Origin of the sequence: Methylobacterium gossipiicola (genome assembly GCF_900113485.1) — a bacterium.
Taxonomy (GTDB): domain Bacteria; phylum Pseudomonadota; class Alphaproteobacteria; order Rhizobiales; family Beijerinckiaceae; genus Methylobacterium; species Methylobacterium gossipiicola.
The window spans coordinates 224616-241816 of the sequence record NZ_FOPM01000006.1; the positions used below are offsets into that span (position 1 = coordinate 224616).

General features: G+C 68.4%; 15 protein-coding genes. 6 read left to right on the forward strand and 9 right to left on the reverse strand.

Annotated features, from left to right (window positions below; translation table 11 throughout):
- The first annotated feature begins 249 nt into the window (after window positions 1-249).
- Window positions 250-1173, forward strand: a complete 924-nt coding sequence (ppk2, locus tag BM249_RS07475) for a polyphosphate kinase 2 (protein WP_091970473.1) — start codon at window positions 250-252, stop codon at window positions 1171-1173.
- Window positions 1174-1241: 68 nt separating this feature from the next.
- Window positions 1242-2054 carry an enoyl-CoA hydratase/isomerase family protein gene (locus tag BM249_RS07480; RefSeq protein ID WP_091970475.1) on the forward strand — a complete coding sequence of 271 codons (813 nt, stop codon included), beginning with the start codon at window positions 1242-1244 and terminating at the stop codon, window positions 2052-2054.
- Window positions 2055-2113: 59 nt separating this feature from the next.
- On the opposite strand, the gene BM249_RS07485 is transcribed toward BM249_RS07480, so the two are convergent.
- From BM249_RS07485 to dctP, 3 genes are read right to left on the reverse strand one after another with little or no spacing between them, the layout of a single operon-like run.
- The gene (locus BM249_RS07485; RefSeq protein WP_091970477.1) at window positions 2114-3466 is read right to left on the reverse strand and encodes a TRAP transporter large permease; all 1353 of its coding nucleotides are present in this window, start codon (window positions 3464-3466) and stop codon (window positions 2114-2116) included.
- A complete protein-coding gene (locus BM249_RS07490; protein ID WP_091970479.1) occupies window positions 3463-4107 on the reverse strand; it encodes a TRAP transporter small permease in 645 nt (214 codons plus the stop codon). The genes BM249_RS07485 and BM249_RS07490 overlap by 4 nt, the downstream gene beginning before the upstream one ends.
- On the reverse strand, window positions 4104-5123 hold the full coding sequence (dctP, locus tag BM249_RS07495) for a TRAP transporter substrate-binding protein DctP (protein ID WP_091970481.1): 1020 nt from the start codon (window positions 5121-5123) through the stop codon (window positions 4104-4106). The genes BM249_RS07490 and dctP overlap by 4 nt, the downstream gene beginning before the upstream one ends.
- A gap of 184 nt (window positions 5124-5307) precedes the next feature.
- Here dctP and BM249_RS07500 point away from each other — a divergent pair, with 184 nt between their 5' ends.
- Window positions 5308-5979 (forward strand): GntR family transcriptional regulator, encoded by a 672-nt coding sequence (locus BM249_RS07500; RefSeq protein ID WP_091970483.1) that lies wholly within the window; start codon window positions 5308-5310, stop codon window positions 5977-5979.
- A gap of 277 nt (window positions 5980-6256) precedes the next feature.
- Window positions 6257-7933, forward strand: a complete 1677-nt coding sequence (locus BM249_RS07505) for a methyl-accepting chemotaxis protein (protein WP_091970486.1) — start codon at window positions 6257-6259, stop codon at window positions 7931-7933.
- A 105-nt stretch (window positions 7934-8038) separates the two neighbouring features.
- Here the strand turns inward: BM249_RS07505 and BM249_RS07510 are convergent, their stop codons facing one another.
- Window positions 8039-8905 carry a LysR family transcriptional regulator gene (locus BM249_RS07510; protein WP_091970488.1) on the reverse strand — a complete coding sequence of 289 codons (867 nt, stop codon included), beginning with the start codon at window positions 8903-8905 and terminating at the stop codon, window positions 8039-8041.
- 103 nt (window positions 8906-9008) lie between these two features.
- Between BM249_RS07510 and BM249_RS07515 the strand changes: the two genes are divergently transcribed.
- The gene (locus tag BM249_RS07515) at window positions 9009-10040 is read left to right on the forward strand and encodes a sodium-dependent bicarbonate transport family permease (RefSeq protein ID WP_091970489.1); all 1032 of its coding nucleotides are present in this window, start codon (window positions 9009-9011) and stop codon (window positions 10038-10040) included.
- A gap of 116 nt (window positions 10041-10156) precedes the next feature.
- Here the strand turns inward: BM249_RS07515 and BM249_RS07520 are convergent, their stop codons facing one another.
- From BM249_RS07520 to BM249_RS07535, 4 genes are all read right to left on the reverse strand, one after another.
- The gene (locus BM249_RS07520; protein WP_091970491.1) at window positions 10157-10831 is read right to left on the reverse strand and encodes a GntR family transcriptional regulator; all 675 of its coding nucleotides are present in this window, start codon (window positions 10829-10831) and stop codon (window positions 10157-10159) included.
- 201 nt (window positions 10832-11032) lie between these two features.
- Window positions 11033-12511, reverse strand: a complete 1479-nt coding sequence (zwf, locus tag BM249_RS07525; RefSeq protein WP_091970493.1) for a glucose-6-phosphate dehydrogenase — start codon at window positions 12509-12511, stop codon at window positions 11033-11035.
- Between the two features lie 241 nt (window positions 12512-12752).
- Window positions 12753-13793, reverse strand: coding sequence for an RNase A-like domain-containing protein (locus tag BM249_RS21600; RefSeq protein WP_244528634.1), 1041 nt, complete (start codon window positions 13791-13793; stop codon window positions 12753-12755).
- A 218-nt stretch (window positions 13794-14011) separates the two neighbouring features.
- On the reverse strand, window positions 14012-14881 hold the full coding sequence (locus BM249_RS07535) for an SDR family NAD(P)-dependent oxidoreductase (protein ID WP_091970496.1): 870 nt from the start codon (window positions 14879-14881) through the stop codon (window positions 14012-14014).
- A 126-nt stretch (window positions 14882-15007) separates the two neighbouring features.
- Here BM249_RS07535 and BM249_RS07540 point away from each other — a divergent pair, with 126 nt between their 5' ends.
- The gene (locus BM249_RS07540) at window positions 15008-16543 is read left to right on the forward strand and encodes a L,D-transpeptidase family protein (protein WP_091970498.1); all 1536 of its coding nucleotides are present in this window, start codon (window positions 15008-15010) and stop codon (window positions 16541-16543) included.
- A 133-nt stretch (window positions 16544-16676) separates the two neighbouring features.
- Here BM249_RS07540 and BM249_RS07545 read toward each other — a convergent pair whose 3' ends face one another.
- A complete protein-coding gene (locus tag BM249_RS07545) occupies window positions 16677-17072 on the reverse strand; it encodes a flagellar biosynthesis repressor FlbT (protein ID WP_091970500.1) in 396 nt (131 codons plus the stop codon).
- Window positions 17073-17201: the final 129 nt, after the last annotated feature.

Here is a 17201-nt window from a genome sequence, read left to right on the forward strand (position 1 = left end):
GCGCGCACCGTTCGCGACGGGGCGTGACGTTTGAATGACGGATTGGCGCGGATTGCGGTGTTTTGAGGCCATCCGGCCCGCGAGTCCGAGGTCCGCTTACGACCGGACAGTGCGTTTGACGAGCCCACACCGGCGGATCGCGTCGGCGCGGGCGACCACGGGCGCGGTCCTGGCCCGAGCCGTAGCCGAACTGTCACACGGGCCTGCTTTAAGCCCGGCATCGGGCAAGCGAACGACGGCGGGGCGGCGATGGATCACGGACAGCGGGCGGGCACCTTCGACATCGAGGCGATCCGGCGCGAGATCACCGACGATTTCGACGAGGAACTCGAGATGGAGATGGAGGAGGAGCGCCTGGAGCGCCTCGCCGACGTCATCGGCGACGCGCCGCGCCCGCCGGGCATGGACCGCCGGCGCTACTTCCGCGAGCTGTTCCGGCTCCAGCACGAACTCGTGCGGTTGCAGGATTGGGTGCAGGCCCAGAAGCTGCGCGTGGTGGTGATCTTCGAGGGTCGCGATTCCGCCGGCAAGGGCGGGGCGATCAAGCGCATCACCCAGCGCCTCAACCCCCGCGTCTGCCGTGTCGCGGCTTTACCGGCCCCGAACGAGCGCGAGCGCACGCAATGGTATTTCCAGCGTTACGTCGCGCATCTCCCCGCCGGGGGAGAGATCGTGCTGTTCGACCGCTCCTGGTACAACCGCGCCGGCGTCGAGCGGGTGATGGGGTTCTGCACCCCCGACGAGGTGGAGGAGTTCTTCCGCTCCGTGCCGGAATTCGAGCGGATGCTCGTGCGCTCCGGGATCATCGTGCTGAAATACTGGTTCTCGATCACCGACGAGGAGCAGGCCGCGCGCTTCGCCATGCGGATCCACGATCCGCTCAAGCAGTGGAAGCTCTCGCCCATGGATGTGCAGTCCCGCCGCCTGTGGGAGGATTACACCAAGGCGAAGGAGATCATGCTCGCCCGCACCCACATCCCCGAGGCGCCCTGGTGGGTGGTGGAGGCCGTGGACAAGAAGAAGGCCCGCCTCAACTGCATCAGCCACCTGCTGTCGCAGATCCCCTACGGCAGCGTGGAGCACCCGCCCGTCCATCTGCCCGAGCGCGAGCGCCACGACGACTACGCCCGCCAGCCGGTGCCGCCGGAGATGTTCGTGCCGGCCGTGTTCTGAGCGGGTTGATCCGGGCGGGCCGGATGGGCAGACCGGGGGACCGAAGCCCGCGCCAGCCCGGATCCGCCATGCCCTCCCCCGCTCTGACCGCCACGGACGAACTCCTGTTCTCGCAGGACGAGGCCGGCATCGCCCGCATCGTCCTCAACCGGCCCCAGGCCCGCAACGCCCTCACCTTCGGGATGTATCAGGGGCTCATCGACCTCTGTGGGCGGATCGAGGCCGATCCGTCCGTGCGGGTGCTGGTGATCACGGGCGCGGGCGACAAGGCGTTCGCGGCGGGCACCGACATCGCGCAGTTCCGCACCTTCGAGACGGCGCAGGACGCCCTCGATTACGAGCGGTTCATGGACCGGGTGATGGGCGCCCTGGAGCGCCTGCGCGTGCCCGTCATCGCCGCCATCGCGGGGGCCTGCACCGGCGGGGGCGCCGCCATCGCGGCGTCCTGCGACCTCCGGATCGCCACGCGGGACGCGCGCTTCGGCTTCCCCATCGCCCGGACGCTCGGCAACTGCCTGTCGCTCGCCAACCTGAAGCGGCTCTCCGGCCTCGTTGGCCCGGCGCGGGTGAAGGACATGATCTTCACCGCCCGCCTCGTCGGCGCCGAGGAGGCGCTGGCCATCGGCCTCGTGGGCGAGGTGGTGAGCGACGCCGAGGCCGTGGCGGCCCGCGCCACCGCACTCGCCACCCTGGTCGCCGGCCACGCCCCCCTGACCCTGCGGGCCACCAAGGAGGGCCTGCGCCGCCTTCAGGAGATCGATGACGCGCAAGGCGAACGCCCCGGCGACGACCTCATCCGCCTCTGCTACACGAGCGCCGATTTCCGGGAGGGGATGGAGGCGTTCCTGGGCAAGCGGGCACCGGATTGGACGGGGCGGTAAATCCGCCAAACGGCCCGGACCAGAGGTCCGGGCCGCGCGTCGCTCGGTGATGTCCAACCCTACCGCGTCGAGGGCAGCAGCCAATTCGGCAGCCACAGGGCGATGCCGGGGACGAGGCAGAGGATGAGGATCGCGACCCCCATCAGCAGCACGAAGGGCAAGGTGCCCCAGATGATGTCCTTGAGGGGAATGTCGGGCGCGATGTTCTTGATGACGAAGATGTTGAGGCCCACCGGCGGGTGGATCAGCCCCATCTCCATGGTGATGGTCATCACCACGCCGAACCATACGAGGTCGAACCCGGCGGCCTTCAAGGGCGGCAGGATGATCGGCGCCGTCATGAGGATGATCGAGACCGGCGGCAGGAAGAAGCCCAGCAGGATCACGAGGCCGAGGATCGTCGCCAGCAGTACCCAGGGCGAGAGCTGCATCGCCACGATGGCCGACGCCGCCGCCTGCGAGATGTGGAGGTAGCTCATCACGTAGGCGTAGAGGAGCGACATGCCGATGATGAGCATCAGCATGGTGGATTCCCGCAGGGTGGCGGCGAGGATCGGGTTGACGTCGCGCGGGCGCCAGACGCCGTAGATGACGGCGATGAGGCCGAGCGCCAGGAGGCCGCCGAGGCCCGCCGTCTCGGACGGTGTCGAGTAGCCGCCGTAGAGCGCCACCATCACGCCCGTGAGCAGCACCACGAAGGGCAGCACCCGGGGCAGCGTCGAGAAGCGCTCGCGCATACTGTAGACATCTTCCGCCAGGATCGGCGAATGGGTGCCGGTGCGCTCGAACGCCGTCTTGGCGGCGGCGTATTCGGCGCGGAAGCGGTAGACCGACCAGGCGGCGAACAGGCCGACGAGCAGCAGGCCCGGCCCGATACCGGCGAGGAACAGCCGCCCGAGGGACTGTTCGGCCGCGACCGCGTACAGGATCATGGTGATGGAGGGCGGCAGCAGGATGCCCAGCGTCCCCCCGGCCGCGATGATGCCGGCGGCGAAGCCCGGCGAGTAGCCGCGCTTGCGCATCTCCGGGATGCCCGCCGAACCGATGGCCGAGCAGGTGGCGGGCGAGGACCCCGCCATGGCGGCGAACAGGGCGCAGGCGAACACGTTGGCGATGCCGAGGCCCCCGGGGATGCGGTGCATCCAGGCATGCATGGCCGAGTAGAGGTCCTGGCCCGCCCGGGACCGGCCGATGGCCGCGCCCTTGAGGATGAACAGCGGGATCGACAGGAGGGTGATGGAGGCCATCTCCTCGTAGACGTTCTGCGCCACCGTATCGAGGGAGGCGGCAGGCATGAAAAAGTACATGAACGCGAGGGCGACGAAGCCCAGCGCGAACGCGATGGGGATGCCGGCGAGCATCGCGCTGAGCGTCGCGCCCGCATACAGGAAGCCGATGGCCGCGACGCTCATGGGTGGGGGCTCGTCTCGAGGGATTTCGCATTGAGATCGGCGCCGAGCCCGACCTTCGGGTTCGCCCAACCGGCAGCGCGCGGGCCGAAGCGCAGGGCCTCGGCGATCTGCAGGAGGAACTGCAGGGCGAGGAAGCTCATGCCCGCCGCCATGAGGGCGTAGGGAATCCACAGGGGCGGTCCCCAGGTCGATTGCGACACCTGCCCGTCGACCCACGCCTCGTGGAACAGGCTCCAGCTCTTCCAGGCGAAGAAGGTGACGAACACGATGGAGACGAGGTCGGCGAGCAGCAGGCGGATCCGGTTCACCCGGGGCGGCAGCAGGCCGCTGAGCGCCTCGATGGCGACGTGGCCGCGCTTGGCCTGGACGGCGGCCGCCGAGAAGAAGGTGGCGCCGACGATGAGGAACACCGCCATCTCGTCCTGCCAGTCGGTCGGCTCCTTCAGCCAGTAGCGCACGAACACGCTGTAGCTCAGCACGAGGCAGGCCCCCACGAGGGCGAGGCCGCCGAGGAGCATCACCACGCCGTTGACGGCCTTCATCGCCCGGTCGATGGCCCCGAGCAATCCGGGAACCCGGGGCTCGGGGGCCGCCGGCCCCGCTTGGGAAGCGGCCGAGGCCGCGTCGAAGGCGTGGCTCACGACACCTGCTCCGCGAGCTTCAGCAGTTCGGCGCAGCTCGCCGACTTGTTCGCGAAGTCCTTCCAGGCCGTGTCCTTTGCGATGTCGCGCCATTGGCCCAGCGTCTTCTCGTCGAGTTGCTGCACCTTCGCGCCGGCCTTGGTGAACACCTCCTCGACGCGGGTGTCGTCGGCCTTGGCGCCCGCCTGCCCGAACGTCTCGAGTTCGGCCCCGATGGCCATGATGAGATCCTGCTGGTCCTTCGGCAGGCGGTCGAACACGATCTTCGACATCATGATCGGCTCCCACATGAGCCAGTAGGTGTGCTGCGCCCCCGAGGTGAGGGACTTCGACAATTCCTCCAGGCGGAACGAGATGAGGCTGGTGGAGGAGGTGATCACCGCGTCGCACGCCCCGGTCTGCATGGCGGCGTAGGATTCGTTCGACGGGATCGAGAGGGTGGCGGCCCCCGCCGCCTTCATCATCAGGTCCATCTCGCGCGAGCCGCCCCGGACCTTCAGGCCCTTGGCGTCGCCCGGCGCGTAGAGGGGCCGCTCGCGGCTGGCGACGCCGCCGGCCTGCCACACCCACGAGACCACGACCACGCCCTTGGATTCGAGGATCTCCGTCAGCTTGCGGCCCACGGGGGCATTCTTCCAGGCCGTGGCCTGGGCATACGAGGTGACGAGGCCCGGCATCAGGCCGATGTTCATCTCCGGCACCTCGCCGCCGGCGTAGGGGCTCGGATAGAGCGTCATGTCCAGAGCCCCTTTTCGGATGGCCCCGAACTGGGCGTTCGTCTTCATGAGGGACGAGCCGGGATAGACCTGAAGCTCCAGGGCGCCCTTCGAGCGCTCAGCCAGGGCAGCGGCGAATTTCCGGCAGGCGCGATCGCGAAAGTCGCCCTCCTCCAGGGTGCCGCCGGGGAACTGGTGCGAGATCTTGAGGGTGGTGGCGGCCCGCGCCCGGGTTCCGAGGGACAGGATGGCGGGGGCCGAAAGGCCGGCGGCCACGAGGGTGCGGCGTGTCAACGTCATGGCGTCTTCCTCTCCGGACGGGCGCGACTCTCGGCACGAGCGGCGGCGCCTTGTTTTGCGTTGCACAATTTATACTGCAGTGCCCGCTATTTATACCAGAGAACGACGGCTTGTATATTTTGTCAACCGTGGCCCATAAGGTGACCGGAAGGACGGCCACGACCGAGGCGAAGGAACCGATCTCATGGAACCCGAGCGCGTCAACCAGTCCTCACGCCTGCGTCAGACCATCGAAACGGAGATCATCGACGGTCGCCTCGCCATCGGTGCGCGCCTCGACGAAACCGAACTCGCCGAGCGCTTCGGCGTGTCGCGGACCCCGATCCGCGAGGCGCTGCTGCAACTGGCGATGACCGGTCTCGTGGAGATCAAGCCGCGCCGGGGCGCCCTGGTCAGCGCGCCCGACCCGCAACTCCTCATCGCCATGTTCGAAACCATGGCGGAGATCGAAGCCTCCTGCGGGCGCCTCGCCGCCCGGCGGCTGGTTCCAGCCGACGAAGCGGCCCTCACGGCGGCCCTCGCCGCCTGCGCCGTGGCGGCGGCGGCCCAGGACCCGGAAGCCTATTACGCGGAGAACTACGTCTTCCACACGGTGATCTACCGGGCCTGCCGCAACGCGTTCCTGGCCGAACAGGCGCGGCAACTGCACCGGCGCCTCGCCCTGTTCCGGCGGATGCAGCTCCGGGCGCGCCACCGCCTGGGACAATCCCTCGCCGAGCACGAAGCCATCGTGGCGGCCATCGTGGCCGGTGACGAAGTCGCGGCCTCCGATCTCCTGCGCGCCCACGTCATCGTGCAGGGCGACCGCTTCTCGGATCTGGTGGCGAGTCTCAGGGCGAACACCGACGCGGCCTGACCGACGCACGGATTGGCGGGAGAGCGTTTTCGTACGCCATGGCCCGCACCACGACGGCATCGCAAAATTCTCGCGCCCCCTCCGCGAGAGACACAAAGCATTCGCCATCACCACACAGAGTCACCACCGGCTGGACCGGCACCACAACCGTGGCGATACACGCCAACCACCCGAGGACAAATTTCGAGATCGCTGGTAACGCGCACGAAACCCTTAAGACCTTGGCGCTAGGGTTTCCCGCGTCTTGCAGAACCTTGTCGGCTTGCCCGGATCGTCCATGCGCCCCTCGATTAAAGCGACCCTCAGCGGGCTCTTCGCCCTGCTCACCGTCATCACGGCCATCCAGGGACTGGTCTCCCTGCGGAAGCTCGCCGCCGCCGGAACCCAGATCGAGGATCTGGCGGGCAACGCGCTGCCATCCGTCGACGGGGCGTATGCCCTCAGCACCTTCGCCATGCGCGCCCGTCTCTGGCAGTTCCGCTACATCATGGCCGAGACCGACGCCGAACGGGCCCTCAGCGTCAAATCCGCCGATGAGATGATCGCGGCCCTCGCCGAGGCCCGGACCGCCTACGGTCCCCTTGTGAGCTCGGCCCAAGAACGCGCCCTCGTCGAGACGTTCGACGGACAATGGCAGGGGATGCGGACGAGCTGGGAGGCCCTGCGCCAGGTCGATCCGACCGACCGACAGACGATCACGGCGCGCTTCCGGGGGCCGATGCAGGCCGAATACCTCGCCGCCACCGGCACCGCGCGCAAGCTCGTGGATCTGAACCGCAAGGCCGGGACCGAGGCGGGCGCCGTCGCGCGCCGCGAACAGGCCGAGGCGATGACCGTCATTCAGGTGATGCTGGCGATCTCGTTCGCCCTGGCGGTGGCCGCCACGGCCTACGCGTTCTTCGGCGTCGCCCGGCCCATCGCGCGGATCACCGTCGCCATGCGCCGCCTCGCCGACGGCGACACCGAGACACCGATTCCCGATGTCGGGCGCCGCGACGAGATCGGCGCCATGGCCGAAACCCTCGACACCTTCCGCGACACCCTCTTGCGCAGCCGGGCCCTGGAAGCCGAGACGGCCCTGGCGCGGTCCGGGGCCGAGGCCCAGCGCAAGGCGGCGGCCGTCGCCGTGGCCGACCGGTTCGAGGCGGCGGTGGGCGGCATCCTCACCCGCGTGACGGCGGCGGCCACGCAGTTGCGCGGCACCGCCCAGGGCCTCGCCGGCACCGCGACGCAGACGGCCCAGCAATCCGTGGCCGCCGCCGCCGCGGCGGAACAGGCCAGCGGCAACGTCACCATGGTGGCGGCCGCCACGGAAGAACTCGGCTCCTCCGTCCTGGAGATCGGCCGGCAGGTCGACGGCTCCACCACCCTGGCGCAGCGCGCCGTGAACGAGACGGAACGGACGGGGGAGCGCGTGCGGGACCTGAGCGAGGCCGCCGCCAAGATCGGCGACGTGGTCGCGCTGATCTCCAGCATCGCGGGGCAGACCAACCTGCTGGCGCTGAACGCCACCATCGAGGCGGCCCGGGCCGGCGAGGCGGGCCGGGGCTTCGCCGTGGTCGCGGCGGAAGTGAAGGAGCTCGCCAACCAGACGGCGCGGGCGACGGACGAGATCTCGGGGCAGATCGGCCGCATCCAGGGCTCCACGGGCGAGGCCGTGGCGGCGATCCAGGGCATCACCGGCCTGATCCGCGAGATCAACGGCGTCGCCACCTCCATCGCGGCGGCCGTCGAGGAGCAGGGCGCGGCGACGCAGGAAATCGTGCGCAACGTCACCCAGGCCGCCGCCGGCACCGGCGAGGTGACGGCCAACATCTCCGGCGTCGCGGCCGCTACCGGGGAGACCGGAGCCGCCGCCGCCCAGGTGCTGGCCTCGGCCTCCGAATTGTCACGGGAGTCGAACGACCTCAACGCCGAGGTGGCCCGCTTCCTCGCCACCGTGCGGGCGGCTTGAGGCCGGCGCGGTCCGAGGGGCGGAATCGCCATCGGACCCGTGAGATCCTGGACGCTGACGCAGGGGCTTCGGTTGGCCGCGCTTCGCTTCCCCCTGTAATCTGGCTCAGGTTCCGCGCTCGAGGGAGTGCACGATGTGCTCCGCGAGCTTGGTTGCCGCGACCGGCAACGACGAGGCTGTCATCAGCGCGATCTCGGTCGCCGACAGGTTCGGCATTGCCGGCCCCTCAAGGACCGAGAAGTCGACGGGCACCATATCCTTGGGAAGGACCGTCACGCCGAGGCCCGCTCGGACGGCGGCTTGGGCTCCCGCGAGGGAGGTTGACGTGTAAGCCACTCTCCAACGACGCCCGAACTGATCGAGGGTCCGCATGGCCCGTTTCCGGTAGACGCACGGGTGCGGCGACACGACGAGCGGCAGGTCGTGCTCGGTATCCGTGAACAGGTGCTCGCGGTGCGCGGCGCAGGCCCAGACCAGCGCTTCATGCCAGACACGTACGCCGTCGCTGGGACCGAGCGGCTCGCGCTTGATCAGGACGAGATCGAATTCGCCCCCACCGAACCGCTCGATGAGGTTGAGCGTCAGATCGGTCGTCACCTCCAGCGCGACGTTTGGGTGCGCGGTAGAGAAGGCCGCAAGCACGTTCGCGAGGTGCGCGGTGGCAAAATCTTCCGGTGTGCCGAGCCGTACGAGGCCGGAGACTGCCGGTTCGACCAGCTTGGCGACGAGTTCGTCCGAAAGCACCACGATGCGCCGGCCGTGGGTCGCCAGGATTTCGCCCGCGCCGGTCAGCTTGAACGAGCGCGGTGAACGCTCGATCAGGCGGCAGCCGAGGGTATCCTCCAGCCGCTTCATGTGCAGGCTTACCGTCGGCTGACTGAGCCGCAGCCGTTCGCCCGCCCGCGTGAGGCCACCGGCATCCACGACGGCGAGAAAGGTGCGCACCAGATCGAGGTTCAGACTCGGCAGCATGCCCTATCATTGCCAATCGCAATGATAGGGCGCAAGACCTAAGCGTTTCTCCCATGCCCGTTCGCGGGCAGACATGTGCGCTCCATCACAGAGACGCACTGCCATGACCGCCCACGACCTCCTGCAAGCCAACCTGCTGTCACCCCCCGTCCTCTGCTTCGCGCTTGGCGCCCTGGCCGTCGCCGTGCGATCGGATCTGCGCGTGCCCGAACCGGTGTTCGCCGCCCTTTCGATGTACTTGATGCTTTCGATCGGGCTGCGGGGTGGGGCGGAGCTCGCCCATGTTTCGCCGCAGGCGGTGGCAGGCCCCATCGCCGGGGCGCTCCTCATCTGCTGCACCATCCCGCTGTTGTGCTACGCGGGCCTACGGCAGTTCGGCGGCCTCTCGACCCCCGATGCGGCGGCGCTGGCGGCGCATTACGGATCGGTTTCGGCGGTGACCTTCGCGGCCGTGACGGCCATGCTGGATCGGCAAGCCGTCCCCTACGAGGGCTACGCGGCCACGCTGTTGGCCGTCATGGAGATCCCCGCGATCATCGTCGCGATCAGCCTCGCACGGATGGCCAAGACGGCGCAGGCGGATCGGGTCCTCGCGACAGGGGGCGGTGCGGCTCTCCTCGGGGGGACCGGACCGATCATGCGCGGCGGCGGTCAGGCGTTGCTGGCCGAGGTGATGTCCTCGAAGAGTGTGCTCATCCTGATCGGCGGCCTCGCCATCGGCACGCTTGCCGGTCATGCGAGCCTCGCCAAGGTGAAACCTTTCTTCGTCGATCTGTTCCCGGGCGCGCTGTGTGTGTTCCTGCTGACCCTCGGGCATATGGCTGCGAGCCGGGCGGGCGACTTTCGCAAGGCCGGCCTGTTCCTCGTCGGCTTCGCTCTCCTGATGCCGCTCCTTCACGCGATGCTGGGCCTGGGCATCGCCTACGCGGTCGGCCTGTCCCTGGGAGGCGCGATCATCCTGGCAACGCTGGCGGCGAGCGCCTCCTACATCGCAGCCCCCGCTGCGGTGCAGCTCGCATTGCCGGAGGCCAATCCGAGCCTGTATCTGACCTGCTCGCTGGCGATCACCTTCCCCTTCAACATCATGCTGGGCCTGCCGATCTACCAAGCCATGGCGCAGGCGCTCTACGGCTAGAGCAAAACGAAGACCGAGCGACGCCGGCCCCGGCAATCTGGCCCCACCTCTCCCGGGGAAGGTGGGGCCAGATCGGCGATCGGGCACGCCCTATCCCAAGCCGACCCGACCCCGTCTTACCCGGCCACACCAAAGTTCTCGGCGATGACCGAACTGCGCGCCCGGATGTGGCTGCGCATCAGCCGGGCCAGGGCCTCGCCGTCGCGGGCCCGCAGCAGGACGAGCATCTGCTCGTGCTCGTGGACGGAGCGGGCCCATTGCTCCGCCGTCTGATGGACGGCGTAGCGCGAGCGCTGGATACGGCCCGACAGGCTGGCATAGAGGCCGCCGAGGGTGGCGTTGCGGCTCGCCGCCATGATGGCCTCGTGGATGGCCCGGTTGAGGCCGAAATACGCGCCCTCGTCCCCGGCCTTCCAGGCGGCCACCATGGCCCGGTGGTCGTCCTCGATCCCGGCGATCTCCGCGTCCGTGATCGTGCGGCAGGCGAGGTCGGCCGCCGTGGCCTCCAGGCCGGCGATCACCTCGATCATCTCGTCGATCTCGCCCTGCGACAGGCTCGCGACGCGGGCGCCGCGATTGGGCAGGAGTTCGAGGAGCCCCTCCGTCGCCAGGATCTTGATCGCCTCGCGCAGGGGCGTGCGCGAGATGCCGAAGCGCTCGGTGAGTTCGCCTTCGTTGATGCGGGCGCGCGGTTCGAGCTCGCCGGACCGGATGAGATCGCGCATCCGGTCGGCGACTTCGTCATGGAGATAGCGGCGGTTGATGCCGATGCCCGGCTCGATCTTGTTCATCGGTCAGCAATTCTGAGATCCGCAAGCGTCGCGTGTCCCCCCGCGCCCAATCAAGCCTCGTTCCGAGATCGACGGGGCAGACCGAAGAGGGGCACTTATACTTCCTGTGTAGGAGCGGGCCGCGCGGGTGTCGAGGGTGCGGCGCCGCAATCGCCCCCCGCCCCGTGCCCGTCCGGGCATTTCTCCCGGGCTCTCCGCACGTCAGTGCATTTCCTCGTGCCACGTGCGCCCGTCGCGCTCGATCAGCGCGATGGCGGCCGTCGGCCCCCAACTGCCGGCCGCGTAGGGACGCGGCGGCTCGGGCCGCTCGGCCCAGGCTTTGAGGAGGGAATCGGCCCAGGCCCAGGCGACCTCGACCTCGTCGCGGCGCATGAACAGGGTGGCGTTGCCGCGCACCACGTCCATGAGCAGGCGCTCGTAGGCATCGGGATAGCGCTGCTTGAACGTCTCCTCGAAGGAGATGTCGAGGTTGGTCGGCCGCAGGCGCATACCGCCGGGGCCGGGGTCCTTCGTCATCACCTCGAGCTTGATCCCCTCCTCTGGCTGCAGGCGGATCACGAGGCGGTTCGGCTCGCGCCCGAAGGCTTCCGTGGGGAAGATCGAGAACGGCGAGGCGCGGAACTGCACCACGATCTCGGACAGCTTCTTGGGCAGGCGCTTGCCCGTACGCAGGTAGAACGGCACCCCGGCCCAGCGCCAGGACTGCACTTCGAGCTTCAGGGCCACGAAGGTCTCGGTGCGGCTCTGGGCGTCGTTGCCGAGATCCGTGCGGTAGCTCTCGACCGGCTGACCCGAGACGGCACCGGCGCCGTATTGGCCGCGCACGGTCACGGTCTGGACGTCGTGGGGGGTGATGGGCTTCAGGGCGCGCAACACCTTCAGCTTCTCGTCGCGCACGGAATTGGCGTCGAGGGACAGGGGGCTCTCCATCGCCATGAGGCAGAGGAGTTGCAGCATATGGTTCTGCACCATGTCGCGCAGAGCCCCCGACGTGTCGTAGTAACCCGCCCGCCCTTCGACGCCGACGGTCTCGCCCACCGTGATCTGAACGTGGTCGATGACGTCGGCCGTCCACAGGCGCTCGAAGATGGTGTTGGCAAAGCGCAGGGCCAGGAGATTCTGCACCGTCTCCTTGCCGAGGTAGTGGTCGATGCGGAAGATCTGCTCCTCGGGAAACACCTCGCCAACGGCATCGTTGATGGCGCGGGCCGATTTCAGGTCTTTGCCGATGGGCTTTTCCAGCACCACGCGCGACTTCTCGCCGATGAGCCCGTGGGCGGCGAGGTTGCGGCAGATGGAGCCGTAGAGGTCGGGCGAGGTGGCCAGATAATAGGGCCGCACCTGATCCGGCCGCTCGGCGAGTTTTTCCGCGAGATCCGTCCAGCCATCATCGCCGGCCCCGTCCACGGCGACGTAGTCGAGGTGGTCGAGGAAGGCCGCCAGCGTATCCTGGGTCACGTCGACGGCCGGGACGAAGCGCTTGATGGCGTCGCGCGCCCGCTCGCGGAACGCCTCCGCACTCATCTCGGAGCGCGAGGCGCCGATGATCCGGGAGGTGCCGGGGATCTGTCCGTCCTTGAAGCGATAGTAGAGGGCCGGCAGCAGCTTGCGCGTGGTCAGGTCGCCGGTGGCGCCGAACACGACGCAATCGAAGGAGGCGACGGGGATGATGCTGGCCAAGGGCGGCTCCTTGAGTCCTTAAGGGTCGACGGCGCCGGCACCCGGGCCGACCGATTCATCGCCGTCGGGATTATACCCCTGCAGGAATCTCGCCAAGGGACACGCCCTCAAGGCGGATCGGCCACGCTGCGCCGCTCGTGCGCCTGCCCCCCGAGCGCTCATCCGGGGCTCCGCCCCTCGACCCGGTCGAAGAGATCGGCCCTCTGGACGATCGAGTGTCGCAACCTTGCGCGGGACAGCATCACGGGTCGCGCATGGCACTGACCCTCCTGGGCAGAACGCCTCGCACATGCTGGTCTGCCGTATCGCAGATCAGCTTGTAAAAGTCCCTGTAGCCCTCTTTGCATGTTGGATAGACATGGGCGGAAGAATAGGCCCAGATATCTTCGAGCTCCTGGTCACTCGAATTTTTTTCAAGCAGATCGGCAAGAAACGCTTTGACTTCCAGGGCCTCTTCTTTGCTTCTTTTCTGCATGATGTACCCGACAATATGCTCCCATGTATACCCATAAATATGGACATAGAGATGAAATTCGCCAGTAAATTCCTTCCAATAAGGATTCACCCTTATCTCCTGCAGATCAAGATAGGTGCTCGATTTTTTCTCTACCTCCTCATCATCATTCATAGGAAAAGCCGTGATGATGCGAAATCCCCTCTCCGCCGAGCGATCATGGACTATATATATGCCGACGCCATAGGTCGTCCTCATGCGGATAGGCGTATCCTTCGGGATGCTCACGGCCTCTCGACCGGTCGGATAGCCGAAGCGCGACTTGAGCCAGGCGTCAGGCTCCGCCCCTTCCGCGACCCGTTGAACGGCGTCTGTATTCTTTTCCAGAGCCTCCCTGATGTAGGTTCTCGCAGACTCGATCGACTCGAAGGATCCGTCCCTTTTATAGGGTAAGATCGGCGGCAGCAGACCGAACAGCCCTCGCCTGTAACTGTCCGCGACGCGTTCGATCATCTCTGCGTCGGTCTTCCCGATATGCCTATCGACGATATGGCGGTTGAGGTAGGGATCCTTGGCAAGCTCCGCGCCGGAGAGCCGGTCCCGCTCCCGGCCCGCGACGGGCTGGATCAGGGAACCGTCGCCGGTCCGATCCGCGGTGCCGTCGCCGGCCCATCGTCCGCCCTCCCGGGTGCCGGCCGGGACGCGCGGCTGCAACGGGTTGAACGCCTTGAGCGCCAAGCGCACGCGGACGAGCTTTGCCTCGACATCGAGCGCGGCAAGCTGCCAGCGAAGCGCATTCGAGGTGGTCACCGGCAGAATCTCACGCATGGCCATCCCCTGCTGCGAAAGCCGTTCAAGGTGGTCCATTCTCCCTAAAATGTCAATAAATTCCTATAAATTCGGCGGTCCGTGGCCGACGACGGTCTCGGCCGCGGATCCGGGGCGGCCGAACAGCGTGCCTCCGGTTCAAATCTCTCGACCGCGCATCCGCGGATCCGGAATCGCCTTTCGGAGTCGGACGAATCGCCGACGGGACATGCCTCGTGTCAGCGCCCCCTGGAGAACGCCCGGAACGCCTCCGCGTAATCCGGGTGCCAGCGTGACAGGGCGGGACGGTTCTCGATGATGTCGCCCGCCGCCCAGGCAATGCGCTTCGCGTCCTGTTCCCGCGTGGTCTCGTTGTCGGGACACAGGATATAGAAGTCGCCCCGCGCCAGCCCGGCGAGAAGGACATCCACCGTCTCCTCCGGCGTCCAGGCGCCCGCGGGCTTCTCTTTTACACCACGCGCTTTGGTGAGGCCCGTATAGACGAAGCCCGGAATGAGAAGGTGGGCGGTGACGTGGCCGTTCCCCCGATTGCGCAGGTCGTGCGCCAGGGCATCCGTCACCGCCTTCACCCCCGCCTTCGAGACGTTGTAGGGCGTGTTGCCCGGCGGCGTGGTGATGCCCTGCTTCGAGCCCGTGACCACGATGGCGCCAGGCGCGGCGGCCTCGATCATCGCCGGCGCGAAGGCGTGGATCCCGTTCACGACGCCCCACAGGTTGGTGTCGAGGATGCGGTGCCAGGTCTCGGCCTCGGAGAACAGCTGCCCGCCGGCCTCGATGCCGGCATTGAGCATGAGAAGAGCCGGCGGCCCCTCGGCGCAGGCGGCGTCCCGCAGGGCTTCCATCGCCGCCCGGTCCCCGACATCCGTGGGGAAGGCCCGGACGGGCGCGTCGCCCTGGGCCGCCGCCGCCACGGTGGCGCGGGCGGCGTCGAGGGCCTCGCCCGGCAGATCGGCGAGCCAGACGGCCATGCCCTCGGCGGAAAAGCGCGTGGCGGCGGCGAGGCCGATGCCGCTCGCCGCGCCCGTGACGATCGCGGTGGCGCCGGGGCGGATGGCGGGATGCCGGGGTGGCGCGATCGTATCCGTCATGCGTCATGTCTCCGTGTGTGGTTTGGCCCCTGACGTAGAGCGGCCGGGTTCCAGCGTCACGGCCGGCAGGAAATTGGTAACCAGCGGCCCGCATGGTCGGGGAAACCGTCGGTTCAGGGGTCCGCGATGCTTTCGCGCCACACGCTCTTCGTCACCGCCCTGTGCGCGAGCCTGTCGCCGTGGGGGCAAGCGGCCCGGGCCGAACCGGCCATCCCTGACGCGGCCCCGAAGGCCGCGCCGAAGGCCGACGCTCCGCGCGTCGAGGCGCCCGCCCCGGCGGCGGCGCCCGTGGCCCAAACACCGGCTCCGGTTCCGTCGGTGGCCCCCGCCTCCGATGCGCAGGCGGCCGCCAAGGATATTCCCGCGAAAAAATCGCGCGAGTTGCCCCCCCTCGTGGTCGCCCGTGTCTCGGCCGATCCGATGCCGAGTTTCAGCCCCGCGACCTTCGTCGACACCATGAAGATGGCCGACCGCTATCAGGCGCTGGCCGAGGCCGGCGGCTGGGCGAGCCTGCCGCCGGGGCTGGTGGTGAAGCCCGGCGCCCGCGATCCCGCGATCCCGGCCCTGCGCAAGCACCTCGCCCTCGTGGGCGACCTGCCCGCCGACGCCCCGGTCTCGGACGTCCTCGACGCCCCCCTGGTGGCGGCGGTGAAGAGCTTCCAGGCCCGGCACGGCCTGCCGGAGACCGGCCTCCTCGGCCGCCAGACCGTGGCGGCGCTCAACGTGCCGGCAGCCACGCGCCAGCGCCAGCTCGCGGCCTCGGCCAATCGGCAGATGGGCTCCAGCTTTCCCTTCGGCGACCGCTACGTGGTGGTGAACATCCCGTCCGCCACCGTCGAGGCCGTGGAGCGCGGCACCGTGGTGCGCCGCTACGTCGCCGTGGTCGGCAAGCCCGACAAGGCGACTCCGCGCATCGAGGCGCGCATCACCGACGTGAACCTCAACCCGACCTGGACCCTGCCGGTCTCCATCATCAAGAAGGAGATCATCCCGAAGATGCGCAAGGACCCGGGGTATCTCGCCCGCGAGCGCATCCGCATCCTCGGACCCGGCGGCACGGAGGTCGACCCCACCGCCATCGACTGGGCGAGCGAGAAGGCGGCGAACTACACCCTGCGGCAGGATTCCGGCCTCGACAATTCGCTGGGCCAGGTGCGCATCGACATGCCGAACCGCCAAGCGGTCTACATGCACGACACGCCGTCGAAGTCGCTGTTCGCCCGCGAGGTCCGGTTCCATTCCCATGGCTGCGTGCGGGTGGCGGGCGTGAAGGAACTCGCCGGCTGGCTGCTCGAGGGCACGCCGGGGCCGACCGGTCCCGCCTCGACCTGGGGCCCCATGGAAATCGAGAGCCACATCGCCACCAACGAGCGCCTCGACATCAAGCTCGCCAAGCAGATCCCCGTGACGTTCGTGTACCTCACGGGCTACGCGACCCCGGACGGCCGCGCGCATTTCCGCGACGACATCTACGGCATCGATTCTCCCATCGTTCCGATGCGCGATTCGGCTTCGATTCCGGACGTCGCGACCACGGGCTCCATCGGCCCGCGCAAGCCCGTCGCGGCGGCGCCCGCCGGAAAGCCGCCCGCCCCCAAGGTCCGCCCGGCGGCGCCGGCCGGGCTCGTCCCACCCGGCCTGATCCCCAACCCCGGACGATAGGGCACGGAAGACCTCCACCGCCCCCGGCATCGACGCGACGCGAAAGGCCCCCTCTTTGCCGGAAGGAGGGGGCCTTTCGCGTGGGCGAGCGACCGCGCGGAGGCGGCGACAAAGGGCGAAGCCCCCTCCCCGCTCACTCCGAGGCGGCGAGGCGGTCGCTCAGGGATTGCTCGTACTGGATGAGGTCCTTGCAGCGCTTGAGGGCGCGGTAGAACTCGCGCTCAGCCGCGAAACCGAGGATGTCGCTGATGTAGGGGGCCATCGAGGGGGCTGCCTCCAGCAGAGCGCCGGCTTGGCGCACGAGGAGGTCTTCCGCCTCCTGCGTCGGCTCAGCGAGGTAGAGCACCGTCAGGGTGAGATAGAGACGCTTGCAGGCCGTGTCGGCCTCGCTCTCGTGAATGATGTCGCTCTCGCGCAGGAAGTTCGTCACCGTCTCGATGACGAAGGAGGAACGGCGCGAGCCGTTGCGGATCGCCGTTCCGCCGATCAGCAGGCGTTCGAACGGCTTCAGCTCGATCTTGAGGGGCATGGCGGGAATCCGGCGAGGGCGGTTGCGGCAAGTATCACGACTCATGGCTAACGAATGGTGAATGCGGTTTGATGTCGGGTTCGACAACTGCCTGACGGACCACGACAAATCCCAAGCTCAGGCCGGGCG

Coding starts and splice junctions, on each gene's coding strand:
- BM249_RS07545 (WP_091970500.1), bottom strand. CDS start 17,072: ATGCCCCTCAAGATCGAGCTGAAGCCGTTCGAACGCCTGCTGATCGGC.
- BM249_RS07515 (WP_091970489.1), top strand. CDS start 9,009: ATGACCGCCCACGACCTCCTGCAAGCCAACCTGCTGTCACCCCCCGTC.
- BM249_RS07485 (WP_091970477.1), bottom strand. CDS start 3,466: ATGAGCGTCGCGGCCATCGGCTTCCTGTATGCGGGCGCGACGCTCAGC.
- BM249_RS07480 (WP_091970475.1), top strand. CDS start 1,242: ATGCCCTCCCCCGCTCTGACCGCCACGGACGAACTCCTGTTCTCGCAG.
- BM249_RS07535 (WP_091970496.1), bottom strand. CDS start 14,881: ATGACGGATACGATCGCGCCACCCCGGCATCCCGCCATCCGCCCCGGC.
- BM249_RS07540 (WP_091970498.1), top strand. CDS start 15,008: ATGCTTTCGCGCCACACGCTCTTCGTCACCGCCCTGTGCGCGAGCCTG.
- ppk2 (WP_091970473.1), top strand. CDS start 250: ATGGATCACGGACAGCGGGCGGGCACCTTCGACATCGAGGCGATCCGG.
- BM249_RS07500 (WP_091970483.1), top strand. CDS start 5,308: ATGGAACCCGAGCGCGTCAACCAGTCCTCACGCCTGCGTCAGACCATC.
- dctP (WP_091970481.1), bottom strand. CDS start 5,123: ATGACGTTGACACGCCGCACCCTCGTGGCCGCCGGCCTTTCGGCCCCC.
- BM249_RS07505 (WP_091970486.1), top strand. CDS start 6,257: ATGCGCCCCTCGATTAAAGCGACCCTCAGCGGGCTCTTCGCCCTGCTC.
- BM249_RS07520 (WP_091970491.1), bottom strand. CDS start 10,831: ATGAACAAGATCGAGCCGGGCATCGGCATCAACCGCCGCTATCTCCAT.
- BM249_RS07510 (WP_091970488.1), bottom strand. CDS start 8,905: ATGCTGCCGAGTCTGAACCTCGATCTGGTGCGCACCTTTCTCGCCGTC.
- BM249_RS21600 (WP_244528634.1), bottom strand. CDS start 13,793: ATGCGTGAGATTCTGCCGGTGACCACCTCGAATGCGCTTCGCTGGCAG.